Raw genomic sequence first — 26737 nt, 5'->3', positions numbered from 1 at the left:
CGTACGACGATGCCGCCACCCGAAATGATCAGGTGACGGCATCGTGCTGACGTGCGAGAGGAATCCGGTCGAACCGGGTCGAACTAGAACGCCGCCTCGTCCAGCTCCATCAGGCCCAGCTCCACGCCCTCGGCGAGCTTCCGCTCACCCGCGACGCCCGGCAGGACGTTCGTGGCGAAGAACTTGGCCGCGGCGATCTTGCCCTCGTAGAAGGCCTTGTCCCGGGCGGAGGCCGTCTCCAGCTTCTCGGCGGCGATCGCCGCGCCCCGGAGCAGCAGGTAGCCGACGACGACGTCACCCGAGGCCATGAGCAGGCGCGTGGTGTTCAGGCCCACCTTGTAGATGGACTTCACGTCCTGCTCGGTGGCCGCGAGGTCGGTCAGCATGACGCCGACGATGGCCTCGAGCTCGACCGCGGCCTTGGCCAGCTCCTCGCGGGCGCCTGCCAGGGACTCGCCGCCGGTGCCGACCGCGAGGAACTTCTTGATCTCCTCGGCCAGGCCGTTCAGCGCCGCGCCCTGGTTGCGGACGATCTTCCGGAAGAAGAAGTCCTGGCCCTGGATCGCGGTGGTGCCCTCGTAGAGGGTGTCGATCTTGGCGTCCCGGATGTACTGCTCGATCGGGTACTCCTGGAGGTACCCGGAGCCGCCGAACGTCTGGAGCGACTGCGCGAGCTGCTCGTAGGACTTCTCCGAGCCGTAGCCCTTCACTATGGGCAGGAGCAGGTCGTTCAGGGCGTGCAGCGCCGAGGCGTCCTCGCCCGCGGCCTCCTTGACCTGGATGTCGTCCTGGACGGCCGCGGTGTGCAGCACCAGGGCGCGCATGCCCTCCGCGTACGCCTTCTGCGTCATGAGGGCGCGGCGCACGTCCGGGTGGTGGGTGATCGTCACCTTGGGCGCGGTCTTGTCCATGAACTGCGCGAGGTCGGGGCCCTGCACGCGCTCCTTGGCGTACTCCAGGGCGTTGAGGTAGCCCGTGGAGAGCGTCGCGATGGCCTTCGTGCCGACCATCATGCGGGCGAACTCGATGATGCGGAACATCTGGCGGATGCCGTCGTGCTTGTCGCCGATCAGCCAGCCCTTGGCGGGGTGCTGGTCGCCGAACGTCATCTCGCAGGTGTTGGAGGCCTTGAGGCCCATCTTGTGCTCGACGTTGGTGGCGTACACGCCGTTGCGCTCGCCCAGCTCGCCGGTCTCCCAGTCGAACTCGTACTTCGGCACGAGGAAGAGCGAGAGGCCCTTGGTGCCGGGGCCGTTGCCCTCGGGGCGGGCGAGGACGTAGTGGAGGATGTTCTCCGACATGTCGTGCTCGCCGGACGTGATGAAGCGCTTCACGCCCTCGATGTGCCAGGAGCCGTCCTCCTGCTGCACGGCCTTCGTGCGGCCCGCGCCCACGTCCGAGCCCGCGTCGGGCTCGGTCAGGACCATCGTCGAGCCCCACTGCTTCTCGACGGCGATGGAGGCGACCTTCTTCTGCGCCTCGTTGCCCTCCTCGAAGAGGATGCCGGCGAAGGCGGGGCCCGAGGAGTACATCCACACGGCCGGGTTGGCGCCGAGCAGCAGCTCCGCGTAGCCCCAGATCAGGGAGCGGGGCGCGGTCGTGCCACCGATCTCCTCGGGCAGGCCGAGCCGCCAGTACTCGGAGTCCATGAAGGCCTGGTAGCTCTTCTTGAAGGACGCCGGGACGGGCGCGGTGCTGGTCTCGGGGTCGAAGACCGGCGGGTTGCGGTCGGCGTCCGTGAAGGACTCGGCCAGCTCGTTCTCGGCGAGGCGGCGCAGCTCTTCCAGGATGGTCTTGGCGGTGTCGACGTCCATCTCCGCGAACGGGCCGGTGCCGTACAGCTGATCGCGGCCGAGCACCTCGAAGAGGTTGAACTCGATGTCGCGGAGATTCGACTTGTAGTGGCCCATGGCGAAAGGCTCCGTAAGCAGGAAAGGGATGAGTACCAGTAAGTAGCTACGATGATGCTACCCGTCGGTAATAAGAAGCAACCCCTAATCGCCCATCTGTGACTCAGTACGCTTACGCGCATGTACGGCTACGACCAGAACCCCGGCGCCCAGCAGCAGTACGCACCGCCGGGCGCGCAGCCACCGCCGCAGCAGCAGGGCATGCCCGGCGCCGGCTACGGCCAGCAGCCCCCGCTCTACCCCGAGCCATCGCCGCCCTCCCTCGCGGACGCGGTGCGGGCCTTCACCACGGGCTCGATGTCCGCCGAGGACTTCCAGCAGGCCTTCGCCACGTCGAAGGTCTACTGCCCGCGCGGCGACAACCCCGGCTTCCTCGCGCTGCACAACACCCAGCAGCCGGTGATCCCCATGTTCACCTCCCTCAAGGAGCTGCGGAGGTACGCCGGCAAGGACTCCAAGTACTTCGTGATCACCGGCGCGGAGGTCATCGACCTGCTCCCCACCGGCTACGGCTTCGTCCTGGACATGGAGGGCGAGCACCGCATGGTCTTCGACGCCAAGGCCGTGGAGCAGATGGTCGACTTCGCGATGCGCCGCATGTATGGCTGAGGCCTGAACGTATGGCTGAGGCCTGACCAGTTCTCCGCGCCCCTGACGAGGCGCTTCCCGGAGCCCGGAGGGAATTCCCTCCGGGCTCCCTTCGTTCTGGGTGGCAGAAAGTTCTACGTTCAACTAAAGTGTGATCACGAGGAGGTACCGACCATGCCTGCAGTGACTGTCGAGAACCCGCTGACCCTGCCCCGAGTGGTGGCGCCGGCCGGAGCCCAGGCGCGCCCTGTGCTCGCCGTGACGACCGCCCCGAGCGGTTTCGAGGGCGAGGGCTTCCCGGTGCGCCGGGCCTTCGCGGGAATCAACTACAAGCACCTCGACCCGTTCATCATGATGGACCAGATGGGAGAGGTGGAGTACGAGGCCGGCGAGCCCAAGGGAACGCCCTGGCACCCCCACCGCGGCTTCGAGACGGTCACGTACCTGATCGACGGCAGCTTCATCCACCAGGACTCCAACGGCGGCGGCGGCACCATCCGGAACGGCGACACCCAGTGGATGACGGCGGGCTCAGGCCTGCTGCACATCGAGGCGCCGCCGGAGTCCCTCGTCATGTCCGGCGGCCTCTTCCACGGCCTCCAGCTGTGGGTGAACCTGCCCGCCAAGGACAAGATGATGAACCCCCGCTACCAGGACATCCGCGGCGGCCAGGTCCAGCTCCTCAGCACCCCCGACGGCGGCGCGCTGCTCCGCGTCATCGCCGGTGAGCTCGACGGGCACCAGGGCCCCGGCATCACGCACACGCCGATCTCGATGATCCACGCGACCGTGCGCCCCGGCGCCGAGGTCACGCTGCCCTGGCGCGAGGACTTCAACGGCCTGGCGTACGTACTGGCCGGGCAGGGCACCGTCGGTGCCGAGCGCCGCCCCGTGCGCCTGGGGCAGACCGCGGTCTTCGGCGCCGGGTCCTCGCTGACCGTCCGCGCGGACGAGAAGCAGGACGGGAACGCCCCCGACCTGGAGGTCGTGCTGCTCGGCGGGCAGCCGATCAGGGAGCCCATGGCGCACTACGGCCCGTTCGTGATGAACAGCCAGGCCGAGCTCCAGCAGGCCTTCGAGGACTTCCAGAAGGGCCTGCTCGGAACGGTGCCCGCCGTGCACGGCATGTAGGCGTACATAACGGCGTGTAGGCGTACATAACGTGCGCGGCCCGTGGCGGCGTGCTCGGGTGGGAGGGTGCACACCCTTCTCCCCGAGCCCGCCCGCCGGCTCGCCGCGTGGTGCGTCGTCGTCCTGCTCGTGGTCGGCGTGGCCGCCGTCGCCGTCTGGCTCTGCGTCCACCTGCGGACCGCCGTGACACCGGTCCTGCTCGCGCTCCTCGGCACGGCGCTGCTCGGGCCGCTCTACCGCCGCCTGCTGGCGATGAAGGTGCAGCGCTCGCTGGCCGCCGGGCTCACCTGCGCGGCCGTCGTCGCCGTCGTCGGCGGCGTCACGTACATCGTCGTCACGGCCCTGATCGACACGGGCGACCAGATCATCGCGTCCCTGAAGACCGCGGCGACCGACCTCTCGAAGCACTTCGGGGCCGCGGGCACCTCGCTCGACGACATGGCGTCCAACGCCAAGGAGCTGCTCGGCAAGTTCGGCGGCACCGCGGCGTCCGGCGTGCTCAGCGGGCTGAGCGTCGTCGGCGAGGTGGCCGCCATGGCCGTGCTGGCGCTGCTCCTCGTCTTCTTCTTCCTGCGCGACTCCGGCCGCGCGATGGCCGCCATGCGCTCGTTCTCGCCCGGCAGCTCCGCCGACGCGGTCGAGGCCATGGCGCGGCGGGCCTTCCGGGCCATCGAGGGCTTCATGCGGGGCACGACGATCATCGCGTTCATCGACGCGCTCTGCATCACCGTGGGGCTGCTGATCCTCCAGGTGCCCGGGGCCGTCGGCCTCGGCGCGCTCGTCTTCGTGGGCGCCTACATCCCGTATCTCGGCGCCTTCCTGTCCGGCGCCATCGCCGTCCTAGTCGCCCTCGCCGACCGCGGCTTCGCCATCGCCCTGTGGGCACTCGGCGTGGTCCTCGCCGTGCAGGTCCTCGAAGGGCACATCCTCCAGCCGGTCATCCAGAGCCGTACGGTGCAGATGCACCCGGCGGTGGTAATGCTGGCGATCACCGCGGGGGCGTCCGTGGCGGGCATCATCGGGATGCTGCTCGCGGTGCCCCTGACCGCGGCGGCCTTCGGCATCCTGGCCGAGCTGCGCTCCCGCTACTCCGACGGGGCCGCGGGGCCACCCGGCACCTCAGGAATGTCCGGGATGTCCGCGACGTCGACGCCGCCCGCGCCACCCGCGCCGCCCGCTTCGTCAGCGGGGGAGCCCGCGTCCTCGTAGAGCTCGAACCAGATGCTCTTGCCGTCGCCGCGCGGGTCCACGCCCCACGCCCCCGCGAGCAGCTCCATCAGGACCAGGCCACGCCCGGAGGAGGCCAGCTCGCCGGGGCGCCGCTTGTGCGGCAGGTCGTCGCTGCCGTCGGCCACCTCGGCCCGCAGCCTGCGCCTGCCGGGCTCGCCGCTGACCTGCGCGACGAGCAGGGCGTCGCCGTCGGTGTGCACCAGGACGTTGGTGAGCATCTCCGAGACCATCAGGACCGCCGAGTCGATCTGGTCGTCGTCCGCCCAGTCGTGCAGCAGCTCCCGCAGATGACGGCGGGCGCCCCCGATGCGCTCCGGCTCGGCCTGCGCGATGGTCAGGACGGTGCGGCGGGCGTCCGCGTGCTGCTCGGGACGGCCCGTACGGCTCAGGAGCAGTACCGCTATGTCGTCCTCGCGGCGGTCCGCGAGCGGCCCGGTGGTGTGGTGCGAGGAGGGCCCGTGGACGGCCTGCACGAGCCGGTCGGCGAGCAGTTCGAGGCCGTCCTGCTCGTCGTCCTCGCCCAGGTACCCCTCAAGGGTGGACCTGATCCGCGACCAGCCGCTGTCCAGGTCGTGGCCGCCGGTCTCGATGAGGCCGTCGGTGCAGATCAGCATGGTCTCGCCGGGTTCGAGGACCAGGCGGGTGGTGGGATAGTCCGCGTCCGGGTCGATGCCCAGGGGAAGCCCGCCCGCGACGGGCCTCTGCACGACCGTCCCGTCGCTCATCCGTATCGCGGGTTCCGGATGGCCGGCGCGGGCGATCTCCAGGATGCCGGTCGCCGGGTCGGCCTCGACGTACAGACAGGTCGCGAAGCGCGGGTCGTACTCGGTGGCCTCGTCGGTGCCCGAGCCGCTCGACCCGTAGGTGGCGGACTCCGTGATCCCCGAGAGGAAGCGGGTCGCGCGCGAGAGCACCGCGTCGGGGCGGTGCCCCTCCGAGGCGTACGCGCGCAGGGCGATGCGGAGCTGTCCCATCAGGCCCGCCGCGCGTACGTCGTGTCCCTGGACGTCGCCGATGGCGAAGGCGATGCGGCCGCTGGGCAGCGGAATCATGTCGTACCAGTCGCCGCCGACCTGGAGGCCGCCGCCGGTCGGCACATAGCGGGCGGCCACGCTCATCCCGTCGATCTTCGGGCCGAGCATCGGCAGCATCGAGCGCTGGAGGCCGTCCGTCAGCTCCCGCTCGGAGTCCGTGACCCCGGCCCGCGACAGCGCCTGCGCCAGCATCCGCGCGACCGTCGTCAGGACCGAGCGCTCGTCGGGCGTGAACGACACGGGGTAGGTGAAGGCCGCCATCCACGCGCCCATCGTGCGGCCCGCGACCGTCAGCGGCAGGAACGCCCACGACTGCCGCTCGAAGCGCCGCACCAGCGGCCAGGCCGCCGGATAGCGGCGGCGGTACTCCTCCGGCGACGAGAGGTAGACGGCCCGGCCGGTGCGCACCACCTCGGCCGCCGGGTAGTCGGTGTCCAGCGGCATCGCCGAGAAGGGACCGTCGTCGCCCGGCTCGTGGCCGTGGTGCCCGATGACCGTCAGCCGGTCGCCCGCCACGCCGAACACCGCGAGCCCGTCCGGCGAGAAGCCCGGCATGGAGAGCCCAGCGGCGACCCGCAGGACCTCCTCCGTGGAGCGCGCCTCGGCGAGCGCGCGGCCCGCGTCGAGCAGGAACGCCTCGCGGGAGCGGCGCCAGTCGCCCGTCACGGGGGTGCGGGCGGCGGTGCCCGGCGCGGGCTCCGTGACCTCTTGCAGGGTGCCGATCAGCTCGTACGCCTCGGTCACGCCGTGCATCACCGGCTTGGAGCGGCTGCGCACGATGCGCAGCACCCGTCGCCCCGTGTCGTCCATGATCCGCAGCCGGGCCTCGGCGAGGGTGCCCTCCGCCACGGCGAGCTGGACGGTCCCGTAGATCTCGTTCCAGTCGACCGGGTGGAAGCGGGAGCGCACGGCCGCCTCGTTGAGCGTCTGGGCGCGCTCGGGCAGCCCGAGGAGTCTGGAGGCCTCGGCGTCGAGGGTGACGGTCCCCGAGGCGTTGTCCCAGCGCCACAGTCCGGTGGCGATCGCGGTGAGGACGTCCCGTACGGGAGGCAGGGCTTCGTCCCCCACCCGCGCGAGGGGATCGTCGGTGCGCATTGACCCACTTTAGGAAGATGTACGGGCCCACCGCCACCGAGCCCCCGCCCCGCGGGCCCCGCGAGAGTGGTCCTGGGGCGGATATCCGGAAAGCGATCTTCGCCCGGACGGTAGCCTGGGGAGCGTCCGCTCCCTCCCCCAATCGCGAAGACTGGATGAACGACGATGCATCGGTACAGGTCCCACACCTGCGGCGAGCTCCGCGCCTCTGACGTCGGCACCGACGTCCGGCTGAGCGGCTGGCTGCACAATCGCCGAGACCTGGGCGGCATTCTCTTCATCGATCTCCGCGATCACTACGGCATCACGCAGCTCGTGGCCCGCCCCGGCACCAAGGCCGCCGAGGTCCTGGACAAGCTGTCCAAGGAGACGGTCGTCCGCGTCGACGGCAAGGTCGTCTCGCGCGGCACGGACAACGTGAACCCGGAGCTGCCCACGGGTGAGGTCGAGATCGAGGCGAGCGAGGTCGAGGTGCTGGGCGCCGCCGCCCCCCTCCCCTTCACGATCAACGCCGAGGACGGCGTGAACGAGGAGCGCCGCCTGGAGTACCGCTTCCTGGACCTGCGCCGCGAGCGCATGCACCGGAACATCATGCTGCGGTCGGCCGTGATCGCCTCCATCCGCTCCAAGATGGTCGCCCTCGGCTTCAACGAGATGGCGACGCCGATCCTCACGGCGACCTCCCCCGAGGGCGCCCGCGACTTCGTCGTCCCCTCCCGCCTGAACCCCGGCAAGTTCTACGCGCTGCCGCAGGCCCCGCAGCAGTTCAAGCAGCTCCTGATGATCTCGGGCTTCGACCGCTACTTCCAGATCGCGCCCTGCTTCCGCGACGAGGACGCGCGCGCGGACCGCTCGCCGGGCGAGTTCTACCAGCTCGACGTCGAGATGAGCTTCGTGGAGCAGGAAGACGTCTTCCGCCCCATCGAGAAGCTGATGACGGAGATCTTCACGGAGTTCGGCAACGGCCGCGAGGTCACGTCGCCGTTCCCGCGCATCCCGTTCCGCGAGTCGATGCTGAAGTACGGCAACGACAAGCCGGACCTGCGCGCGAAGCTCGAACTGCACGACATCACGGACATCTTCGCGGACTCGGAGTTCAAGGCGTTCGCGGGCAAGCACGTCCGGGCCCTCCCGGTGCCGGACACGGCCTCGCAGTCCCGCAAGTTCTTCGACGGCCTCGGTGACTACGCCGTCGAGCAGGGCGCCAAGGGCCTCGCCTGGGTGCGCGTCGCCGAGGACGGCTCGCTGACGGGCCCGATCGCGAAGTTCCTGACGGAGGGAGACGTCGAGGAGCTGACGAAGCGCCTCGGCCTGGCCCCCGGGTACGCGGTCTTCTTCGGCGCGGGTGAGTTCGACGAGGTCTCGAAGATCATGTCGGCTGTCCGCGTCGAGGCCGCCAAGCGCGCAGGCCACTTCGAGGAGGGCGTCTTCCGCTTCTGCTGGATCGTCGACTTCCCGATGTACGAGAAGGACGAGGAGACCGGCAAGGTCGACTTCTCCCACAACCCCTTCTCGATGCCGCAGGGCGGCATGCAGGACCTGGAGGAGAAGGACCCGCTCGACATCCTCGCGTGGCAGTACGACATCGTCTGCAACGGCGTCGAGCTCTCCTCCGGCGCCATCCGGAACCACGAGCCCGAGGTCATGCTCAAGGCCTTCGAGATCGCGGGTTACGACGCGGAGACCGTCGAGCACGAGTTCGCGGGCATGCTGCGCGCGTTCCGCCTCGGCGCCCCGCCGCACGGTGGCATCGCCCCGGGCGTCGACCGCATGGTCATGCTCCTCGCGGACGAGCCGAACCTCCGCGAGACGATCGCGTTCCCGCTGAACGGCAACGCGCAGGACCTGATGATGGGCGCGCCGACGGTGCTCGACGAAGCGCGGCTCCGCGAACTGAACATCTCGCTCCGCAAGCCCGCTGGGCAGTAGCGGTCTTGGCGAAGGCCCCCGGAACCTCTGGTTCCGGGGGCCTTCGCTGTTTTCGTCGTTCTCGTCGTGTTCGTCGAGTTCTTCGGGCGGTGTGGCGGTCAGGCGGCGTGGGTCGGCGAGGAGTCGCCTGCGGCCTTGCCGGCGGCCTCGGCCTTTGCTTCGGCCTCTGCCCACTCGGTCACGAGCTGCTCGTACACGAGGCGCTCGTCGGGGCGAAGCCGGCCGCCCGCGCTCAGCCACAGCGCACGGATCTCCTGGTTGACCTCGTCGGCGGTGCGTCGCCGGTCGGGGGAGGGAGTCGTGGCCATGCGGTGAAGCTTACGTAGGGGAGTGTGAAGACGGCGTCAGATCAAGCCGTCTTCGAACATGAGTTAGCTCACCGTGACCCACGCCACACTCTCCCCCAACGGGCCCCGCGCCGGGGCGAGGTGGCTCAGCCGGTGGCCCGGCCGAGCCGGACGGCGAGACCGTCGAGCACGCGCTGGAGCCCGTAGTCGAAGGTGTCCTCGCGGGCCTTCGCCGGATCGGCGGCGCCGGGCCCGCCGCCTCCGGTGGCCCGCAGCTTCTCGGCGAACTCCCGTTCCGTGCTGCCGCTGCGGGCGATCAGCGACAGATAGGCGGCCTCGCTGGTGGCCATCCCGATGACGTACGAGATGACGGTGGACAAGGCAGGCTCGATCTCGTCGGTCGGGAAGCCCGCGGCCTCGTACGCGGCGGCCATGCGCTCCGACATCTTCGTGACGTTCGGCCCCAGGTGGATGAGGCCGACCTGGCCGAGTACGGAGGCGACCCAGGGGTGGCGCAGGATCATCGCGCGCAGGCTGTAGGCGCCGCGGCCCGCCGCGTCGCGCCAGTCGCCGGCGCCGGTGGCCGCGGGGAGGGTCAGCTCTCCGTAGACCTCGTCGACGACCAGCTCGATCAGCTCGTCCTTGTTGGCGACGTGCCGGTAGAGCGAGGTGGCCCCGGCGCCGAGCCGCGTCCCGAGCTTGCGCATGCTGAGCGCTTCGATCCCGTCGGCGTCGAGCAGCAGCACGGCCTCGGCGACGATCTGCTCCCGGCTGAGCTGCTCCCGCTGCCGCCGCGGCCGCGCCCACACGGAGGCGATCTCGGGCGTCGGCTTCTGCTCGGCGGCCACAGGCCCTCCTCATACGTCCGGCCGGAACCGGCCCAAGGTTTCACGACAACGCACACAGCACACACAGCGCACGCCGTACGCACGAAGCGTACGGCGTACGGCGTGCGCTGTGTGCGCGGTTCCGCCCCGGAGGCTCAGCTCACCGGTCACCGGTGATCCCCCTGAACCTCTCCAGCCCTCAGGGGCGCATCAGTTGTACCGCCCTGCTGAAGCTGTCCTCTGCGTGGCCCGCGGCTGTGACGCGGCGGAAGATGTCGTGCACCGCCTCGGGGAACGCCGTGTCCACGCCCGCGTCCGCCGTCGTGTGGACGACGTGTTCCATGCTGGCCAGGCCCATCGACGTACGGTCCACGTCGCCCGCGTGGTTGCCCGCGTCGATGCGGGATGAGTAGAAGTCGATGAAGTGGCCCATCCCCGCGAAGTTCTCCGAGGCGTACGGGGCGATTTCCGTGGCTTTGATGCCATGGGCGGCGGCCAGGGCCACGGTGTGCCAGTAGGCGATCATCGACGGCCAGAAGATGGCCATGTTGAGCTGGTACATGAGCGCGGCCAGGCCCGGATCGTCCCCCCGGTAGTCGCTCTTGCCGGTGATGACTTCGAGGGCCGCCCGGTGCTTCTCGTACGCCTCGCGCGGGCCGCTGTAGAACGTCGACACGTCCGGCGTCCCGATCAGCGGCGGCGGGCACAGGACACCCCCGGTGAGGTGCGTACCCCCGAGCTCGGACACCCAGCGGGCGCCGGCCCGCGCCTTCTCCGGGGTGTCGGAGCTGAGGTTCACCAGCGTACGGCCCGCGATGGCGGCCTTGGCGGGCTCCAGGATCGCGTACAGCGCGGCGAAGTCGGTGAGGCTGAGGATCGTCAGCTCGTTCGCGAGCAGCGCCTCCTCGGGCGTCGCCGCCAGGGTCGCGCCGCGCTCGACCAGGGCGTCGGCGCGGGACGGGGTGCGGTTCCAGAGGGTGACGCGGTAGCCGCGGTCGAGATAGGCGGCGGCCATGGCCTGACCCATGGGGCCGAGACCGATGACGGTGACGGACTGCGACGCGAAAGGCATGCGGAACTCCAACCGGTTACGTTCAGTTACTTGTTCAGTTACTTGATCAGTTACTCGCCCCTAAAACGATCGCTCTATTTAGGGCGTGGGATGAACGTAGCACGCCTCTAGAACGAACGCTCTACTTAGTAGCGGGTTAGGGTGAGTCCATGACCCAGAACAGCGCCGGCCGTACCGCGCCCCTCGGCACCCGCGACCGGATCGTCGCCGTCTCCGCCCGCCTCATCCAGCGGCAGGGCTACGTGGGCACGGGCATCAAGCAGATCGCCAAGGAGGCGGAGGCCACGCTCGGCTCCGTGTACCACTTCTTCCCGGGCGGCAAGGAGGCGGTCGCGGTAGCCGCCATCGCTCACAGCGCGGAGGAGTTCGCGGAGATGCTGCGAGCGGGGCTGGCCGGGGAGGACGATCCGGCGTCCGCCGTCGAGCGCTGCGCGGCGGAACTCGCCGTGGGCCTGCGGGAGTCGGGCTGGACCGACGGCTGCCCGGTCACCGCCGCCGCCCTGGAGACCCTCGGCACGGACTCGGAGATCCAACGCGTGTGCGCGGAGACGCTGAGCGGCTGGGAGCGGATCGTCGAGGAGTGGTTGCTGGGGGCGGGCTTCGGGGCCGAGGACGCGCGTGAGGTCGCGACCACGGTCATCAGCACCCTGGAGGGCGCCGAGGTGACGGCCCAGGTCACGAGAAGCGAGGAGCCGCTGCGGGCTGCCGGGCGGCAACTGGCGCGACTGGTGCGGTCTTACGGGGCGTGAGGCGGCCCGCGGGGCCCGGTTTTGGCCGTGCCGGGTCGCGGGCCCGCGTCAGGGGTGGCTGGGTGGCTGCGGGCTTACGGGGCCGTCTCGGCGTTGGCGATCATTTTGCGCAGGACCTTCAGCGCGGCGACGTACTCCTCGTCGCCGACCCCCTCGTGGATCACCGCGCGCAGCTCGGTCGCGAGGGCGCGCAGCCGCAGTCTGGCGGCCTCGCCTTCAGCGGTCAGGTGCAGGTACGGGTCCTCCGTGGCCGTGCGGAGCCAGCCCCGGTGGACCAGTTGGTCGATGACGCGGGGTATCTCGTGCGGGCCGTCCGCCAGGGGCGTCAGCTGGGCGACCACCTCTTCGCGGCTCGGCGCGGCGGGCCCCGCGTGCACGCGGTTCAGTACCCAGTACTGGGGTTGAGTGACGTCGATCCTCGCCATGGCGTCCCGCAGGGGCCGCGTGACGGCGGCGTGGGCGAGGCCGGCCCAGTAGCCGACGGGCTGGTTCGCGAGGGCCTCATCGGCAGCGACGGGGTCGGCGGGCGCCTGGTCGGTACGGGTCATCGGACGTCCGCCTTGACGGCGCGCAGCAGCTCGGCCAACGCCTTTGGGTCGGCGGCCAGTTCTATACAGGTATCGCCGTCACCACCACCGGAGAGGGTGGACTTCTGCCAGGCGGTGGCGTTCATCGCTGACCTGCCTTGATGGTGCCGAGAAGGTGGGCCAAGGCTGTCGGCGTGGTGTGCAGTTCCTCGGCGGGGGTGTCGCTTTCGCGGAGGTGGATGTTGGTGTTGGTGGCGGCCAGTTCTATGCACGCGTTGCCGTCACCGCTGCCGGAGAAGGACGACTTCTGCCATCTCACGGGCGTGTTCATGGGGACCCTCACACTTCCTTCGCCAGTCTGTGGATGAAGTCACGCGACCGTTCAGGTTCGAGCGACGCGGCTTTCATTCTACGGAAGAGTGTTCGAAAGCGGCCGAGTTGAGCCTCGGAGTCAATGAAGGCGGTGCCGCTCGGAGCGTCCCGTACGACGGTGTCCAGCTTCGGCACCGCTCCTCCGACGTACACCATGGTGCTGTCGGCGCCCGCGAAATCATCCAGGTCGAAAGGGATCACTCGCACAGTGACGTGCTCGGCTTCGGAAAGGTCCAGCACGTGTGCCAGCTGTTTCCTCATGGCGGCGCGGTCGCTGACCCTGATGCGCAGTGCGGCTTCGTGAATAACGGCTTCGTACGGGATGGCTTCCCGGCCCCGAATGATGACCTTGCGGTCCATCCGGTGACGAACGCGCAGTTCAAGTTCCGGTTCAGGCAGTGCGGGGACCCGATGGCCGAGCACTCGCTGAGCGTATACCTCTGTCTGGAGAAGGCCCGGAACGTGCAGAAAGTTCACGTCCCAGCAGTACCTGGCGTGATGCTCCAATTCCGACAGGTCGAGGAACGGCGTGGGAAGTAGGCCCCGGTACCGTTCCCACCAGCCGCGTGTGCGGTCCGCGGCCATGGCGGCCAACGCTTCGATGAGCGCGGTGTCCGAACAGGCGTAATGGGCGGCGAGTCTGCGCACCCGCTCCGCGCTGACACCTGCCGTGCCGAACTCGATCTGACTCATCTGTGCCGAGTCAGTGCCGAGGAGTGCGGCGGCTTCACGTCCTTTGAGCCCTGCGGCCTCGCGAAGTTTGCGCAGTTCGGCACCCAGGCGCTCCTGGCGGGCTGTGGGCTGCTTCCTGCGTGCCATGCATTCCCCTCTGCCCAACGACCGGGCGACGGTGCCCCGTTCGTGGGAAAGGTTACGACAACGACTTGCAGGTCCCAAATTGTGGCCCTACCGTCAGTGACGCATCGCAACGCTGCGAGACCGGGATACCGGAAGCGCACCACCCCGTCATGCCGTGACGGCGGTGACACTGCCACCGCCCAGCGCCCGCCGCGTCCCGTACCCCTCCCCACGCCCCCTGGAGCTCTCGCATGCCCGCAGACGACACCGGCGTCGCCGCCGAACCCTGGGAGTACACCCTGTACATCCCCCACGACCTCCGCGCGGTCACGATCTGCCGCCCTCCGCGCCCGCTACCGCGCCGGCGTCCTCCGTATCGGAGCATGGGACGCCGACCCCACGCCCCCGGCCCCGCCCCCACGCATCGCGGGCGCGGGCGACGAACAGGGACGGGGCCTCGACCTCGTACGCGCCTGTGCCGACGGGTGGGGCTGGTATTCCGTGGCCACGGATTCGGGCAAATACGTCTGGTGCGAACTTATGGGCGCCCAACTCGTTGATCACGCCGAATGAGGCGGAGGGACCTGATGACGACGATCAACTACTTCTTCCGGCACGAGGTCGCCGAGAAGGTGCGTGACGAGGCGCGGGCCGAGGAGCGGATCCAGGCCATCCTGCGCACCCTCGACTGGCGCGGCATCGCGTTGTCGGACGCGGAACGGGAGCGGGTGCGCACCTGTGGTGACGTGGACCGCCTCGCGGTGTGGCTCGACCGGGCCTACGAGGTGACCGACGCGGCCGGGCTGTTCGCGGACGGGGACGCGGGTGCCTGACGTCGGCGGCTGAGCGGTGATGCAGGAAAGTCCCGGCGACACGCCGTGGGATGTGGCGTGTTGCCGGGACTTTTTTGCGATCCGCTTGGCGCGCGCTGCGCTATGCCGTCGGCTTCTCTTCCAGGCGGGGGAACAGGACCGCGCCCTTCGTGACCGTTGTTCCCGGGGGGAGCTGGGACCAGGTGGCCGCCGACTGGACCCGCTGGGCGGACAGGGGGCCCAGGGCGGGCTCCGCGCCCAGTGAGTCCCAGAGCTTCTGGGACGTCTCCGGCATGACGGGGTTCAGCAGGACCGCCATCGCGCGGAGCGACTCCGCCGCCGTGTACAGGATCGTCGCCAGGCGGGCCTTGCCCTCGTCGGAGGCGTCCTTGGCCACCTTCCACGGCTCCTGCTCCGTGATGTAGCCGTTGACCTGCTTCACGAAGTCGAAGATCGCCAGGATGCCGCCCTGGAAGTCCAGCTCCTCGCCGATCTTCCGGTCGGCCTCGGCGACCGCCTTCGTCAGGCCGTCGCGGACCGCCTGCTCGGCGTCGCCGGGGGCGGTCGCCTCGGGCAGCGCGCCGCCGAAGTACTTGCCGACCATGGCGGCCACGCGCGAGGCGAGGTTGCCGTAGTCGTTCGCCAGCTCGGACGTGTAGCGGGCGGAGAAGTCCTCCCACGAGAACGAGCCGTCGCTGCCGAACGCGATCGCGCGCAGGAAGTACCAGCGGTACGCGTCCACGCCGAAGTGGGACGTGAGGTCCTGCGGCTTGATGCCCGTCAGGTTCGACTTGGACATCTTCTCGCCGCCGACCATCAGCCAGCCGTTGGCCGCGACCTTGCCGGGCACCGGCAGGCCCTGCGCCAGCAGCATCGCGGGCCAGATCACCGCGTGGAAGCGCAGGATGTCCTTGCCGACCAGGTGCACATTGGCCGGGAACGTCTCGTCGAACTTCTCCTGGTTCGCGCCGTAGCCGACGGCCGTGGCGTAGTTCAGGAGGGCGTCGATCCAGACGTAGATGACGTGCTTGTCGTCCCACGGGACCTTCACGCCCCAGTCGAACGTCGAGCGGGAGATCGAGAGGTCCTGGAGGCCCTGCTTGACGAAGTTCACGACCTCGTTGCGGGCCGACTCCGGCTGGATGAAGCCGGGGTTCGCCTCGTACAGGGCGAGGAGCTTGTCGCCGTACTCGCTGAGCTTGAAGAAGTAGTTCTCCTCCTTGAGGAGCTCCACCGGCTTCTTGTGGATCGGACAGAGCTTCTGGCCCGCGAACGGGCCGTCGGCATCGCCGTCGATCAGGTCGCCGGGGAGTTTGTACTCCTCGCAGCCCACGCAGTACGGGCCTTCGTAGCCGCCCTTGTAGATCTCTCCCTTGTCGAAGAGATCCTGGACGAACTCCTGCACGCGGTCGGTGTGACGCTTCTCCGTCGTACGGATGAAGTCGTCGTTCGCGATGTTCAGGTGCTCCCAGAGGGGCTTCCAGGCCTCGGTGACGAGCTTGTCGCACCACTCCTGGGGGCTGACGTCGTTCGCCTCGGCCGTGCGCATGATCTTCTGACCGTGCTCGTCCGTGCCGGTGAGGTACCACACCTTCTCGCCGCGCTGACGGTGCCAGCGCGTGAGCACGTCCCCTGCAACGGTCGTGTAGGCGTGGCCCAGGTGAGGAGCGTCGTTTACGTAGTAGATGGGGGTCGAGACGTAGTACGCCTTCGCGTCTTCGCTCGTCCCCTGCTTCTCGGATCCAGTGGCCGCCATGGTCGAAATCCTAACGGCCCCGTGCAGATCCACTCACCTCGATTCCAGGGGGTGGACCGGGTGCCTCCGGTACGTGTCCCCTGGAACCGCCGGGTTCGTCGGGTGTGGGTGGGGGTTCGTTACGGGCGCCAGTTCGCCAGCAGGCCCTCGTACAGCTCCTTGTCCGTGAGCTCGCGCGGGGTCGGGCCCGCGTGGAAGAAGGCGGCGTTGTCGGCGGTGAGCTTGCGGAGGTAGTCGAACGCCTTCGCGTCGTGCTCCCCGAACGCGATGAACTGGAAGAAGAGCGGGTGCTTCGTGGCGTCCGCCAGGGCCTGGGTGGCTGGGCCCTTGGTGTCGGGGGCGCCGTCCGTCTGGAAGATCACGAGGGCGGGTGTGTTCGACCGGGCGTGGTCGGACTTCTCGTAGTGGGCCACCACCTCTTCGATCGCCCGGTGGTAGCTCGTGCGGCCCATGCGGCCGGCCGCCGCGTGCAGCTCGTCCACGCGGTTCTCGTGGTCGGGGAGGGTGAGGGTGCCGGTGCCGTCGATGTCCGTCGAGAAGAAGACGACGTGGACCGTGGCCTCGGGGTCCGTGTGGGCGGCCAGGGCGAGGACCTGTTCGCCGAGGCTCTGGGCGGAGCCGTCCTTGTAGTACGGGCGCATGCTGCCGCTGCGGTCCAGTACGAGGTAGATGGGGGCCCGCACGCCTGTGAGGTTCCGCTTCTTCAGGGCTGCGGCGGCGGCTTTGTACGGGGTTGCCAGGGCGGGGGCCTTCGCCCTCACCTTGGCCGCGGAGAGGGCGGGCTTCCCTTCGGCGGACCCCTCCGGGGCCACCACCACGGCTTCCGGCTCGGCCGTGGCCTCCGGCTGCGCCGCGGCTTCCGGCTCGGCGGGGACCTCGGGTTCAGCTGTCGCTTCCGGCTCGGCGGGGGCCTCTCTCTGTGCGGCGGCTTCCGGCTCCGCCGGGGGTGCCGTGGCTTCCGGCTCGGCCGGGGCCTTGGGTTCAGCGGGGGCCTTGGGCTCAGCTGCTGCTTCCGGCTCGGCGGGGATCTCTGGCTGTGCCGCTGCTTCCGGCTCCGCCGGGGGTGCCGTGGCTTCCGGATCGGCAGGGATCTCCGGCTGTGCCGCTGCTTCCGGCTCTGCCGGGGGTGCCGTCGCTTCATCGCTCGCGGCAGCTTCGGGCTGTGCCCACCCGTCCCGCCCAGCGGGACGATTGCCCACAGCGGGAGCGGCTGCCGGCTCGGGCTCCGTCTTCGCCTCGGCCTTCGCGTCCGCCTCAGCCTCCGCCTCAGCTCCCGCCTTCGCGTCCGCCTCAGCTCCCGCCTCCGCCTCAGCTACCGCTCCCGCCTCCACTTCGGCTTCTGCCTTCGCCTCCGCAGGGGCGGCGGCCGGCTCAGCCGCGGGCTCCGACTCCGTCTGCTCCCGTTGTGGGCAGGCGTCCCGCACGGCGGGACGGGTGGGCACAACGTCCGGTGCCGGCTCCGGCTGGGGCTCCGCTTCCGCCTCCGGGGTGGGCTTCGGCTCGGGCTCCGCCTCCGGGGCAGGCTTCGGCTCCGGGGAAGGGGGCTCGGCCTGCCTCGCCGGGGGCACCGTCACGTTGTCGAAGGCCGCTGCCACGAGATCGTCCGCCGGGTACGGGGACGGCTCCGGGCTCGGGGAGGGCATGGTGGCCTCCTCGGGGTGCGAGGACGACGGCTCCGGACTTGGGGAGGGGGTGGTTGCCTCCTCGGGCTGTGAGGGCGACGGCTCCGAGCTCGGGGAGGGGATGGCGGGCCCGGAGCGCGCAGGCGGTTCCGGAGACGGTGACGGCACGCTCACAGGCTGGGAAGCCTCCGCGGTGTCCGGCGCACCATCGGACGCCGGTTCCAGCTTGCGTGTCCGTCCGAACGCGTTCCGCAGGCGGTTCAGAATGCCCATGTGCGCAACCCTTCGCGTGAGTTGATTCCCGAAAATCCCTGGCCAGGGCGGACACGTAAGGTTAGCCGCCGCCCGGGGTGATCTTGGGCAGGGTCACCCGGCGTCACCCGCCCGGGCCGCCGCCCCGGAGCCCCGCGCCAACTTCTCGCCGTGCGCCACGGATTCACCCGCCGTTCACCCTCCGGCCGCCGCCCTGCCGATCTCCACACATAACGTCACGGCGGAATCAAGCCACAGACGTACCAGAGACGTAAGTGACATCACGACGGAGGAACCGTGCCGAAACTGCTGCCGATCGTCACCTCGCATCAGGGGAGCGGCGGCCGTTCCGCCCTGACCTGCCGTTTCCGCTGCGGTGACGCCTGCTTCCAAGAGGTGCCCAACACCAGCGACAACGCCTACGTAGGCGACGTCATCGCCGGTGCCCTCAGCCGCCGTTCCATGATGCGCGCCACCGCCGTCGTCACGGTCGCCGCCGCCGCGGGCGGCGCGGTCATAGCCGACCCGGGGGCCGGCCGGGCCGCCGCGGCCGTGCCGGCCGGACGTAAGGGGAAGGGCGGGTCCAAGGCGGCGCGCGGCCTCCGCTTCGCGCCCGTCGCGCCGAACACCGCCGACACCGTCACCATCCCCGGCGGCTACGAGCAGAACGTCGTCATCCGCTGGGGCGAGCCCATCCTGCGCGGCGCCCCCGCCTTCGACCCGGACCGGCAGAGCGCCAAGGCTCAGGCCGGGCAGTTCGGCTACAACAACGACTTCCTGAGCCTGCTGCCGCTGCGCCGCGAGCACAACCGCCAGGTCCTCGTGGCCAATCACGAGTACACGGACGAGATCCTGATGTTCAAGGGGTACGACCCCGAGAACCCCACCCGCGAGCAGGTCGAGATCGCCTGGGCTGCCCACGGTCTCTCCGTCGTCGTGGTCGAGGAGGAGCGGCGGAAGGGCAGGCTGTCCGCCGTTCCCCGGCACCACCTCAACCGGCGGCTCACCGCCACCAGCCGGTTCCGGCTCTCCGGTCCCGTCGCGGGCAGCCCGCTCGTCCGCACCAAGGCCGACCCGCGCGGCACCACCGTCCTCGGCACGCTGAACAACTGCTCCGGCGGCACCACCCCGTGGGGTACCACGCTGCACGGCGAGGAGAACTTCAACCAGTACTTCGCCAACGCCGAGAAGGTCAGCGACCCGACGACCGCCGCGCGCCTCAAGCGCTACGGCGTCGTCGGTGGTGCCTCCGAGCGCAAGTGGGAGCGGTTCGACGACCGCTTCGACCTCGCCAAGGAGCCCAACGAGGCCAACCGCTTCGGCTGGGTCGTCGAGCTCGACCCGTACGACCCCGACTCGACCCCGCGCAAGCGCACCGCGCTCGGCCGCTTCAAGCACGAGGCCGCGCAGCCGCGCCTCACGCACGACGGCCGTCCGGTCGTCTACATGGGTGACGACGAGAAGTTCGACTACTTCTACAAGTTCGTCAGCAGCAAGCGCGTCGCCAAGGGCACGTCCCGCGCCGCCCACGAGCACAACCTCGGACTGCTGGACGAGGGGACGCTGTACGTCGCCAAGCTGACCGGCGACTCCCCGGCGGGCGAGATCGACGGGAAGGGCACCCTCCCCGACGACGGCGAGTTCGACGGCAGCGGTACGTGGATTCCGCTCGCCACCGCGGGGCCCGGCGGCAAGGCCGTCAGCCACGTCAAGGGCATGACCGCCGACGAGGTCTACCTCTTCACGCGCCTCGCCGGTGACAAGGTCGGGGCGACCAAGATGGACCGCCCCGAGGACATCGAGCCCTCGCCGCACACCGGCAAGGTCTACGTGGCCCTCACGAACAACTCCGACCGCGGCAAGGCGGGCAAGGCCGGTGCCGACGAGGCCAACCCGCGCAACCTGAACAAGCACGGGCAGGTCCTGGAGCTGACCGAGCGCCGCAACCGCGCGGACGCGCTGTCCTTCGGCTGGTCGCTGTTCCTGGTCGCCGGTGACCCGGAGGACCCCTCGACGTACTTCGCGGGCTTCCCCAAGGACCGGGTCTCCCCCATCTCCTGCCCGGACAACGTCGCCTTCGACCCGCACGGCAACCTGTGGCTCTCCACCGACGGCAACCAGCTCGGCTCCCACGACGGTCTCTTCGGCGTCGCGACGCGCGGCAGCCGGCGCGGTGAGCTCAAGCAGTTCATGACGATGCCGACCGGTGCGGAGACCTGCGGTCCGCTCATCCAGGACCGGCGCGTGCTGGTCGCCGTGCAGCACCCGGGCGAGGTGGACGGGGCGTCCGTCGAGAAGCCCGCGAGCGTCTGGCCCGACGGACCCGGCAGGATCGTCCGTCCTTCGGTCGTCTCGGTCTGGCGCGAGGACGGTTGCGACATCGGCGTCTGAGCCGGCCGTCGACGGGGGGCGAACGGGCCGTCAGGCGGAGGCCGGCAGGTGGGCGGTCACCGGGGTACGGGGGATCAAGGCCTCGGTGACCGCCGCCCGCGTCTCGCCGGCCCGCAGCAGCCACTCGCAGTAGGCGGGGGCCTGCCGGGCGGCCTCCCAGTACGCGGACTCCAGTTCGGCGTAGACCGCGTCCAGCTCGTCGTCGGCGCGCGCGGTCACCAGGAGGCGTACGCCCAGGGGGTCGCCGTCGAGGGGGCGTACGGCCATGTCGGCGCGGCCCCGTGAGGTGGGCTGGCAGAGGGTGACGACCTCGCCGGAGGCGACGAGGGAGGCGGCGGTGAGGTAGTCGCCGTGCAGGACAGGGGGGTTCAGACCGGCCGCGGTCAGGACGCGGCGCAGGCCGTCCCACTCGCCGTCCACCGTGGGGTCCACCATCCAGCGGTCGTCCGCGAGGTCGCGGAGGCTGACGACCGGATGCTCCGCCGCCGGGTGGTCCACGGCGAGGGAGACGAACTGCGGCTCGCGGTCGAGGAGCACACGTCTTCGGAGCGTCTGCGGCAGCCGCAGCGGGCTGCCCTCCACCTCGTGCACGAACGCGACGTCGAGCTGGCCGTCGGCCACCCCGCGCAGCAGCGCGTTGGCCGAGACGTCCATCTGGAGCGAGATCTCGGTGTCCGGCAGCCGCACGCGCAGCCTGCGCAGCCAGCCCGGTATGGCCCGGCTAGCCGTGGAACCTATGCGCAGGCGCGGCCCTTCGGTGGTGCGGGCGGCCGCGGCCATGGTCTCGGTGACCAGGGCGTCCATCTCCACGACCAGGGGGCGGGCGCGGCTGAGGAGCACACGGCCGAGCGGTGTCGGGCGGCAGCCGGTGCGCTCGCGGGCGAAGAGCTGGCCGCCGAGCGCGTGCTCGATGCGGCGCAACTGGGTCGTCAACGACGGCTGGCTCATGCCGAGCTGGCGGGCGGCCTTGTGCAGGCTGCCGCTGTCGGCGATGGCGCACAGCGCACGGAGGTGCCGGACCTCGAGCTCCATGGTCGATGAGCGTAGAGGCGCTACGGCCGCCGCACCAGATACCCAAACCCCACGAGAACGAGCCGTTCCGGGCAGGCGGGGGCGGGGCGATAGCTCCGGGCTATCGGGCATTGCCATCATCCCCGTGCGCCACATGCTCCCCGAGACTCACAGCCACCGAACCGTTCACCTTTCACCGACCCCCCACGGTCGTGGAACGAGTAGGGAGCCCCCCACACATGAACAAGCGTTACCTCTCTGTCGCCGCCGTCCTCGGACTCACCGTCGCCGGTCTCGGCGTGACCTCGGCGGCCGCCGCGCCCGCCGCCCCCACGGCCGCCGCGCCCGCCGCCTCGTCCTGGGCCGCGTACGAGGGCTCGAAGGCCGAGGCCAAGAACAACGCGGCGTTCTTCGAGGCCGTCGTGGAGGCGGTCGCCGAGAAGCGCGCGGCCAACCCCGGCGCGAAGTCCGTGACCGTCGTCTACGACGCCTCCGGAGCTCCCACCTTCGCCTCGCAGATAGCCAGCAGCACGTCCATCTGGAACAGCGCGGTCTCCAACGTGAAGCTCCAGGCGGGCACCTCCGGCGCGAGCTTCGAGTACCGCGAGGGCAACGACCCGCGCGGCTCGTACGCGAGCAGCGACGGCCACGGCAACGGCTACGTCTTCCTGGACTACGCGCAGAACGAGGAGTACGACTCGACGCGCGTCACCACCCACGAGACGGGGCACGTGCTCGGCCTGCCCGACACCTACGACGGCCCGTGCAGCCAGCTCATGTCGGGCGGCGGCCCCGGACCGTCGTGCACCAACGCGCAGCCGGACGCCACCGAGCGGGCCAAGGTCGACCAGCTCTGGGCGAACGGCCTCGCCAAGGCGTTGCACAAGGTCAACGCCGACCACTGAGTGACCAGTCGGTAGAGCCTCGGGGCTCTCGGGGGGCCGTGCGGGCCGCTTCCTTCACGTCGTCTTCGGCGACGCGATGGCCCGCGCGGCCCCCACCTCTTGCCGCAGGGGTTCGAGGACGCTCTCCTTGGGCCCCACGGTGAAACCGGTCCGCACCTCCATGAGGTGCGCCGAGGCGCGCAGACCCTGCGCGAGCTCCCGCAGCTCCGCGACGACCTCGGCGATCTCCTCGGCGGTGGGCTCGTCAGCGCCGTGCCGGATGCGGACGCGCGCGGCGGTCGTGGCGTCCAGGATGCGTTCCACCGCGACGGCCAGGGGCCACCAGGCGGCGGCGCGCGTACCGGTCGGCGGCGGCTCGGTCAGGGCGCGCTGGAACTCGGAGCGGATGGCGGACAGGTCGCGGTAGAGGCGGCGGCGCATGCGGGCCCTGGCGGCCGGGTCCTCGTGGGCGCCGAAGACGCACTCCACGTACTGGGCCGTGTCGGCGACGGCGTCCGCGAGCCGGTCGCCGATCCGCGTGCCCCAGCTCTCCGGCCAGAGCAGATAGCCCGCGACGAGCGCGATGGCGCAGCCGATCAGGCTGTCGACGAGCCGCGGCACGACCAGGCCGAGGCCCTGGTGGTTGAGGATGTCGGAGAGCAGCAGGATGACGGGGGTGATGGCCGCCGTCTGGTGGCCGTAGCCACGGGTGGTCAGGGCCGGGATGAGCGGGGCGAGCAGCAGCATCACCGGCACGTCCCACCAGCCGTGCGGCACCTCGCTGAGCACGACGGCGGCGACGACCAGGCCCGCGGCCGTGCCGATGGCGCGCAGGACGGCGCGCGAGAAGACCGAGCCGAAGTCGGGCTTGAGGACGAACGTGACGGTGAGCGCCACCCAGTACGACCTGGGTACGTCGATCAGCGAGACCAGGGACTGCGCGATGCCGATGCAGAGCGCGAGCCGCAGTCCGTAGCGCCAGGACGCCCCGGAGAGGATGACGTTACGGGTGGCGCGGCGGGCGCGGACGCGCAGCGCGGCGGGGCGGCCGAGGCGGTCGTCGGCCCCGATGACGCCGAGCGGGTCGGGGTCGCTGAGCGTCTCCGCCGCGTGCCGTACGGCGTGGTCGAGGGCCCGGGACGCGTGGTCCAGCGGCTCGGCGAGTTCCGGTGGGGCCGGGGCGCCGTGTCTCTCCGGACCCTCACCGCCGCCGCGCCACACCGCCTCCGCGAGGGCGCGCACGGCCGCCGGAACCTCGGCGGGCAGGCGTACGCAGGCGTGGCGGGCCCACTGGTGGACGGCGGGGGCGGCCTCGACGACGGGGGTGAGGGCGTTCAACTGGGCGACGAGCCGCACCAGTTCCGCGTTGCGGCCGTGGTCGAGGGCGCGGCGGGCGAGGACGAGGTCGTAACTCTGGTTGAGGGAGACGGTGACGGCGCTTCGGGCGTCGTCGTAGGCGTCGGTGCCCGCGGCCTCCAGGAGCGCGGCCACGGAGAGGTAGGAGTCGGCGACCGCGGCGCGCTCGGGGACGCCGGACCGCAGCGGCCAGGCGAGCAGGGCGAGGAGCAGGACGAGGAGGCCGCCACCGGTCATCAGGGCCGGGGCGAGCCACCACTCGCCGGGCATCGGCAGCCCGGCGCCGACCACGGAGTTGAGCAGCAGGAGCAGCCCGGAGACGGAGGCGACGGCGCCGATCGTCGACATCATCCCGGAGACGAGCGCGACGAGGGTGACCGCGCCGACCGCGACCCAGCCGTGGCCGAAGACGAGCGAGCCGAGGGTGACGCCGAGGGCGCCGAAGAGCTGCGGCACGGCGATGTTGAGGATGCGCATGCGGTAGGCGTCGGCGGTGTCGCCGATGACGCCCGAGAGCGCGCCCATCGAGGCGAGCGCCCCGTACGTGGGCTGTCCCGCGACGATGCCGACGGCGAGCGGCAGCGACATCGCCAGGGAGGCGCGGGCGACGGCCGCCCAGGGGATGGGCGCGGACTGCGGCCTGAGCGACCTCACCAGCCAGTCGGGCGGGGAGAGGGGGCGCTGGAGGCCGCGTGCTGTGCGCGATCCGCGTGATTCCGGTTCCGGTGGGGCGGCGGGGGTCTCACGTGGCATGCGTCCAGTATCACCGGTATGCGGGGCTTTACTGGGCGGGGCCTTCGGCGGCTTCGGTCTCGGGGCGGTGCAGTGTCAGGGTCACCGCCAGGGCCCGGTGGTCCGTGTCGTCGATCTCCAGGAAGCGGGCGTCACGTGCCGAGAAGTCCGGGGTCGCGAGTACGTGGTCGATCTGGGCGCCCAGCGGTGCGGGCGCGGCGGCGGGCCAGCTCGGGGCGCGCGACGTGCCGTCGAGGCGGGCGGCGTCGCGGAGCCCCGCGTCCAGGACGGAGCGGAACGCGGCGTGGTCCTGCGTGGCGTTGAAGTCGCCCGCGATGATGGTGGGCCGGCCGTCGCCCGCGGCGGCGTAGTCCCTGATCCTGCCGAGCTCCTCGCGCCACAGGCCCACTCCCTTGGTCAACGGTGGCATCGGGTGGACGAGCTGGACCCGCACCTTGTGGCCCTTCACCTCGGCCACGGCTCCCGGCATGCCGAGGGTGCCGGGGATGCCCTTCGCCGGTTTCAGCGGGACCTTGGCGAGGATGACGGAACCTTCCGCGCCGTACGCCTTCACCGACTCGCGGTAGGGGTAGTCGGTGCGGGGCAGCTCCTTGTGGAGCAGGGCGGAGCAGGCGGGGTCGCACTCCTCCACGAAGAGCAGGTCGGGGTCTTCGGCGCGGACCGCTTCGACCAGGCCGGGGGTGCCCTTGCCGAACTCCACGTTCGACGTCAGGACGCGCAGCTCCGCGACGGCGGGGCCCTTGGGGGCGTCCGTGTGGCCGTACGGCTCCATGTACCAGGCGACTCCGGCGAGCGTCGCGACCGCCCACACCATGCCGGTCCGCCATCGGGCCAGGGCCGTCAGGAGCAGGGCCGCGGCCGCGGGGGCCAGCAGCCAGGGGAGGAAGGCGAGGGTCTGGGTGACCGGGGTGAAGCCGTCGGAGTCCGCCGCGCGGAAGGCGAGGACCGTGGTGACCGCGGCGAGCAGCAGCGCGGCGAGGGCGGCCTTGCCCCGCGCCATCGGCCTCCGGCCGGGCTCGTCGGCCTCCGCCGGCTCGGCGTCGCGGGTGACGGTCTCGCTGTCCAAGGCCGGCCTCTCGGGTCGGTTGTCGCTGCGGGGTCCTCTCCCAGTAACGGTTGCTCGCCGGGGGGCGGTTCCTTCGGGGGGCGTTGTTTTTCTTGGACGGTGCCTTTCCGCGGGTCCTTGCTGGGGCTTGGGCGGTGCCTTTCCGCGGGCCCGTTGTGGCTGGTCGCGCAGTTCCCCGCGGGCCTTGCAGGGGGCTTGGCGGGTCTTTTGCTGCGGGCCCGTTGTGGCTGGTCGCGCAGTTCCCCGCGCCCCTGGGTGGGCCTGGGTTGTTGTTCGGCCGCCGCCCGGATGTGGCTGGTCGCGCAGTTCCCCGCGCCCCTTGTGGGGGCCTGTGTTGTTGTTTTGGCGCGTCGCCGTCGTGGCTGGTCGCGCCGTTCCTCGCGCCCCTGGTGGGGCCCGGCGGTGTGACGGGGGTGGTCAGGCTTTGGTGTGGTGGGGGCGGGTCAGCCACCAAGTGGTCGCGGCCACCGCCGTGCCCGTTGCCATGATGATCCATGAGGTCACCCACAGGGATTCCGTCAAGGCGTCGTAGACCGCGCCCGCCGCCTCGGGGGAGATGTCCGAGGGGAGGTCCCTCAAGGTGAGGCTTCGGGTGATGGCGATCGCCGCGGCCAGCGCCGCCGCGGCGAGGGCCGCGCCCACCGCCGTGGCGATGACCGCCCTGCGGCGGTGGAGGGACAGGAGGATGCCCGCCACCGCGAGGATCACCGCCCCCAGGGGGAGCCAGAGGCCGGCTGTCTGGAGCATGTGGAAGCCCTCCCGTATCGGGCCGAGGTCCTTGGAGTCGAGGATGGTGACCTCGGTGTGCCGTACCGGGATCTTCGACGCGAACGGCACACCGTCGTCGGCCAGTTGCTGCTTGACCCGCTCCGTGATGGGCGCGAGGTCGATGGAGACCTCGCCGTCGGAGTCGTCGTCGAGGGCCCGCTCCACGGCGTCGTGCGCCGCACGGTTCGCCGCGTTCCAGGCGGTCCCGTACGCCTCCGTCTCCGTGAACGAACCCACCGCGTCGCGTACGAAGGCCTCGACCGTGCCCTGCAAAGGGCCCACGTCGATCTCCTTCATCACCGCCTCGGTGACCGCGTTCCCCACGGCCGTGCGCACCGCGGGGTCGGCGGAGAGCGGCGCCATGGTCGCGACGTAGCTGCCCTCGTCCCCGATCTCGTACCTCGACCAGGTCGAGAGCGCGCCGAGGGGAACGAGGAGGCAGGCCACCACGAGGAGGACTGCGGACAGGGCGCTGCGGACGCTGCGGGGCACGCATACCAGGCAAGGCCCCCCTCGG

The 26737-nt window shown here is 70.8% G+C and carries 22 protein-coding genes and 2 pseudogenes; 9 read left to right on the top strand and 15 right to left on the bottom strand.

The genetic code is table 11. From position 1 onward, the window contains the following. Window positions 1–83: 83 nt before the first annotated feature. Window positions 84–1910, bottom strand: a complete 1827-nt coding sequence (locus ACZ6JY_RS05490; RefSeq protein ID WP_469192497.1) for an acyl-CoA dehydrogenase — start codon at window positions 1908–1910, stop codon at window positions 84–86. A 120-nt stretch (window positions 1911–2030) separates the two neighbouring features. On the opposite strand from ACZ6JY_RS05490, the gene ACZ6JY_RS05485 reads away from it, so the two are divergent. The 3 genes from ACZ6JY_RS05485 (at window position 2031) to ACZ6JY_RS05475 (ending at window position 4838) form a co-directional block, all read left to right on the top strand. Beyond that, a complete protein-coding gene (locus ACZ6JY_RS05485; protein ID WP_447038430.1) occupies window positions 2031–2519 on the top strand; it encodes an SseB family protein in 489 nt (162 codons plus the stop codon). 153 nt (window positions 2520–2672) lie between these two features. Then, window positions 2673–3629: a pirin family protein gene (locus ACZ6JY_RS05480; protein ID WP_469192495.1), complete on the top strand. Its 957-nt coding sequence runs from the start codon at window positions 2673–2675 to the stop codon at window positions 3627–3629. Window positions 3630–3695: 66 nt separating this feature from the next. Next, window positions 3696–4838 (top strand): AI-2E family transporter, encoded by a 1143-nt coding sequence (locus tag ACZ6JY_RS05475; RefSeq protein ID WP_469192493.1) that lies wholly within the window; start codon window positions 3696–3698, stop codon window positions 4836–4838. Here the strand turns inward: ACZ6JY_RS05475 and ACZ6JY_RS05470 are convergent. Further along, window positions 4787–6988, bottom strand: a pseudogene (locus ACZ6JY_RS05470) (ATP-binding SpoIIE family protein phosphatase); the annotation flags it as partial. The gene ACZ6JY_RS05475 and the pseudogene ACZ6JY_RS05470 sit on opposite strands and share 52 nt — an antisense overlap. A gap of 165 nt (window positions 6989–7153) precedes the next feature. Between ACZ6JY_RS05470 and aspS the strand changes: the two are divergent. Continuing rightward, window positions 7154–8917: an aspartate--tRNA ligase gene (gene aspS / locus ACZ6JY_RS05465; RefSeq protein ID WP_469192491.1), complete on the top strand. Its 1764-nt coding sequence runs from the start codon at window positions 7154–7156 to the stop codon at window positions 8915–8917. A gap of 98 nt (window positions 8918–9015) precedes the next feature. On the opposite strand, the gene ACZ6JY_RS05460 is transcribed toward aspS, so the two are convergent. The 3 genes from ACZ6JY_RS05460 to ACZ6JY_RS05450 all read right to left on the bottom strand — a co-directional run bounded on the left by ACZ6JY_RS05460 (window position 9016) and on the right by ACZ6JY_RS05450 (window position 11103). Further along, a complete protein-coding gene (locus tag ACZ6JY_RS05460; RefSeq protein WP_469192489.1) occupies window positions 9016–9225 on the bottom strand; it encodes a hypothetical protein in 210 nt (69 codons plus the stop codon). A gap of 125 nt (window positions 9226–9350) precedes the next feature. Continuing rightward, a complete protein-coding gene (locus ACZ6JY_RS05455) occupies window positions 9351–10052 on the bottom strand; it encodes a TetR/AcrR family transcriptional regulator (protein WP_469192487.1) in 702 nt (233 codons plus the stop codon). Between the two features lie 178 nt (window positions 10053–10230). Then, window positions 10231–11103 (bottom strand): NAD(P)-dependent oxidoreductase, encoded by an 873-nt coding sequence (locus ACZ6JY_RS05450; protein WP_469192485.1) that lies wholly within the window; start codon window positions 11101–11103, stop codon window positions 10231–10233. A gap of 149 nt (window positions 11104–11252) precedes the next feature. On the opposite strand from ACZ6JY_RS05450, the gene ACZ6JY_RS05445 reads away from it, so the two are divergent. Next, a complete protein-coding gene (locus tag ACZ6JY_RS05445) occupies window positions 11253–11852 on the top strand; it encodes a TetR/AcrR family transcriptional regulator (protein WP_469192483.1) in 600 nt (199 codons plus the stop codon). Between the two features lie 74 nt (window positions 11853–11926). Here the strand turns inward: ACZ6JY_RS05445 and ACZ6JY_RS05440 are convergent, their stop codons facing one another. From ACZ6JY_RS05440 to ACZ6JY_RS05425, 4 genes are read right to left on the bottom strand one after another with little or no spacing between them, the layout of a single operon-like run. Next, a complete protein-coding gene (locus ACZ6JY_RS05440; protein ID WP_469192481.1) occupies window positions 11927–12400 on the bottom strand; it encodes a MarR family winged helix-turn-helix transcriptional regulator in 474 nt (157 codons plus the stop codon). Next, window positions 12397–12525 (bottom strand): DUF397 domain-containing protein, encoded by a 129-nt coding sequence (locus tag ACZ6JY_RS05435; RefSeq protein WP_469192479.1) that lies wholly within the window; start codon window positions 12523–12525, stop codon window positions 12397–12399. The genes ACZ6JY_RS05440 and ACZ6JY_RS05435 overlap by 4 nt, the downstream gene beginning before the upstream one ends. Further along, window positions 12522–12710 carry a DUF397 domain-containing protein gene (locus tag ACZ6JY_RS05430; protein ID WP_469192477.1) on the bottom strand — a complete coding sequence of 63 codons (189 nt, stop codon included), beginning with the start codon at window positions 12708–12710 and terminating at the stop codon, window positions 12522–12524. The genes ACZ6JY_RS05435 and ACZ6JY_RS05430 overlap by 4 nt, the downstream gene beginning before the upstream one ends. An 8-nt stretch (window positions 12711–12718) precedes the next feature. Then, complete coding sequence (locus tag ACZ6JY_RS05425; RefSeq protein WP_469192475.1) at window positions 12719–13570, bottom strand: helix-turn-helix domain-containing protein; 852 nt, start codon at window positions 13568–13570, stop codon at window positions 12719–12721. A gap of 230 nt (window positions 13571–13800) precedes the next feature. Between ACZ6JY_RS05425 and ACZ6JY_RS05420 the strand changes: the two are divergent. After that, window positions 13801–14122: pseudogene (locus ACZ6JY_RS05420) on the top strand (ATP-binding protein). Between the two features lie 14 nt (window positions 14123–14136). Continuing rightward, complete coding sequence (locus tag ACZ6JY_RS05415; protein ID WP_469192473.1) at window positions 14137–14382, top strand: hypothetical protein; 246 nt, start codon at window positions 14137–14139, stop codon at window positions 14380–14382. A gap of 100 nt (window positions 14383–14482) precedes the next feature. On the opposite strand, the gene metG is transcribed toward ACZ6JY_RS05415, so the two are convergent. Together metG and ACZ6JY_RS05405 are read right to left on the bottom strand one after the other, a co-directional pair. Then, complete coding sequence (gene metG / locus ACZ6JY_RS05410) at window positions 14483–16117, bottom strand: methionine--tRNA ligase (RefSeq protein WP_469192471.1); 1635 nt, start codon at window positions 16115–16117, stop codon at window positions 14483–14485. 119 nt (window positions 16118–16236) lie between these two features. Then, window positions 16237–17760, bottom strand: coding sequence for a VWA domain-containing protein (locus ACZ6JY_RS05405; protein ID WP_469192469.1), 1524 nt, complete (start codon window positions 17758–17760; stop codon window positions 16237–16239). A gap of 528 nt (window positions 17761–18288) precedes the next feature. Here ACZ6JY_RS05405 and ACZ6JY_RS05400 point away from each other — a divergent pair. After that, window positions 18289–20382, top strand: a complete 2094-nt coding sequence (locus ACZ6JY_RS05400) for a PhoX family protein (protein WP_469192467.1) — start codon at window positions 18289–18291, stop codon at window positions 20380–20382. 30 nt (window positions 20383–20412) lie between these two features. Here the strand turns inward: ACZ6JY_RS05400 and ACZ6JY_RS05395 are convergent, their stop codons facing one another. Continuing rightward, window positions 20413–21414 carry a LysR family transcriptional regulator gene (locus ACZ6JY_RS05395; RefSeq protein WP_469192465.1) on the bottom strand — a complete coding sequence of 334 codons (1002 nt, stop codon included), beginning with the start codon at window positions 21412–21414 and terminating at the stop codon, window positions 20413–20415. A 218-nt stretch (window positions 21415–21632) separates the two neighbouring features. On the opposite strand from ACZ6JY_RS05395, the gene snpA reads away from it, so the two are divergent. Next, entirely contained in the window at window positions 21633–22298 is a 666-nt protein-coding gene (gene snpA / locus ACZ6JY_RS05390; protein WP_469192463.1) for a snapalysin, read from the top strand. 54 nt (window positions 22299–22352) lie between these two features. Here snpA and ACZ6JY_RS05385 read toward each other — a convergent pair whose 3' ends face one another. The 3 genes from ACZ6JY_RS05385 to ACZ6JY_RS05375 all read right to left on the bottom strand — a co-directional run bounded on the left by ACZ6JY_RS05385 (window position 22353) and on the right by ACZ6JY_RS05375 (window position 26712). After that, window positions 22353–24386 (bottom strand): FUSC family protein, encoded by a 2034-nt coding sequence (locus ACZ6JY_RS05385; RefSeq protein WP_469192461.1) that lies wholly within the window; start codon window positions 24384–24386, stop codon window positions 22353–22355. A gap of 28 nt (window positions 24387–24414) precedes the next feature. Beyond that, complete coding sequence (locus ACZ6JY_RS05380; protein WP_469192459.1) at window positions 24415–25452, bottom strand: endonuclease/exonuclease/phosphatase family protein; 1038 nt, start codon at window positions 25450–25452, stop codon at window positions 24415–24417. 417 nt (window positions 25453–25869) lie between these two features. Then, complete coding sequence (locus tag ACZ6JY_RS05375) at window positions 25870–26712, bottom strand: hypothetical protein (protein WP_469192457.1); 843 nt, start codon at window positions 26710–26712, stop codon at window positions 25870–25872. Window positions 26713–26737: the final 25 nt, after the last annotated feature.

It is taken from the genome of Streptomyces sp. NPDC046335, assembly GCF_055587985.1.
Note: the sequence above shows the minus strand (reverse complement) of the source record. Positions and strands in the feature narration are given on the sequence as shown.

Coding starts and splice junctions, on each gene's coding strand:
- ACZ6JY_RS05445 (WP_469192483.1), top strand. CDS start 11,253: ATGACCCAGAACAGCGCCGGCCGTACCGCGCCCCTCGGCACCCGCGAC.
- aspS (WP_469192491.1), top strand. CDS start 7,154: ATGCATCGGTACAGGTCCCACACCTGCGGCGAGCTCCGCGCCTCTGAC.
- snpA (WP_469192463.1), top strand. CDS start 21,633: ATGAACAAGCGTTACCTCTCTGTCGCCGCCGTCCTCGGACTCACCGTC.
- ACZ6JY_RS05385 (WP_469192461.1), bottom strand. CDS start 24,386: ATGCCACGTGAGACCCCCGCCGCCCCACCGGAACCGGAATCACGCGGA.
- ACZ6JY_RS05485 (WP_447038430.1), top strand. CDS start 2,031: ATGTACGGCTACGACCAGAACCCCGGCGCCCAGCAGCAGTACGCACCG.
- ACZ6JY_RS05480 (WP_469192495.1), top strand. CDS start 2,673: ATGCCTGCAGTGACTGTCGAGAACCCGCTGACCCTGCCCCGAGTGGTG.
- ACZ6JY_RS05435 (WP_469192479.1), bottom strand. CDS start 12,525: ATGAACGCCACCGCCTGGCAGAAGTCCACCCTCTCCGGTGGTGGTGAC.
- ACZ6JY_RS05415 (WP_469192473.1), top strand. CDS start 14,137: ATGACGACGATCAACTACTTCTTCCGGCACGAGGTCGCCGAGAAGGTG.
- ACZ6JY_RS05405 (WP_469192469.1), bottom strand. CDS start 17,760: ATGCCCTCCCCGAGCCCGGAGCCGTCCCCGTACCCGGCGGACGATCTC.
- ACZ6JY_RS05395 (WP_469192465.1), bottom strand. CDS start 21,414: ATGGAGCTCGAGGTCCGGCACCTCCGTGCGCTGTGCGCCATCGCCGAC.
- ACZ6JY_RS05440 (WP_469192481.1), bottom strand. CDS start 12,400: ATGACCCGTACCGACCAGGCGCCCGCCGACCCCGTCGCTGCCGATGAG.
- ACZ6JY_RS05450 (WP_469192485.1), bottom strand. CDS start 11,103: ATGCCTTTCGCGTCGCAGTCCGTCACCGTCATCGGTCTCGGCCCCATG.
- ACZ6JY_RS05460 (WP_469192489.1), bottom strand. CDS start 9,225: ATGGCCACGACTCCCTCCCCCGACCGGCGACGCACCGCCGACGAGGTC.
- ACZ6JY_RS05490 (WP_469192497.1), bottom strand. CDS start 1,910: ATGGGCCACTACAAGTCGAATCTCCGCGACATCGAGTTCAACCTCTTC.
- metG (WP_469192471.1), bottom strand. CDS start 16,117: ATGGCGGCCACTGGATCCGAGAAGCAGGGGACGAGCGAAGACGCGAAG.
- ACZ6JY_RS05430 (WP_469192477.1), bottom strand. CDS start 12,710: ATGAACACGCCCGTGAGATGGCAGAAGTCGTCCTTCTCCGGCAGCGGT.
- ACZ6JY_RS05425 (WP_469192475.1), bottom strand. CDS start 13,570: ATGGCACGCAGGAAGCAGCCCACAGCCCGCCAGGAGCGCCTGGGTGCC.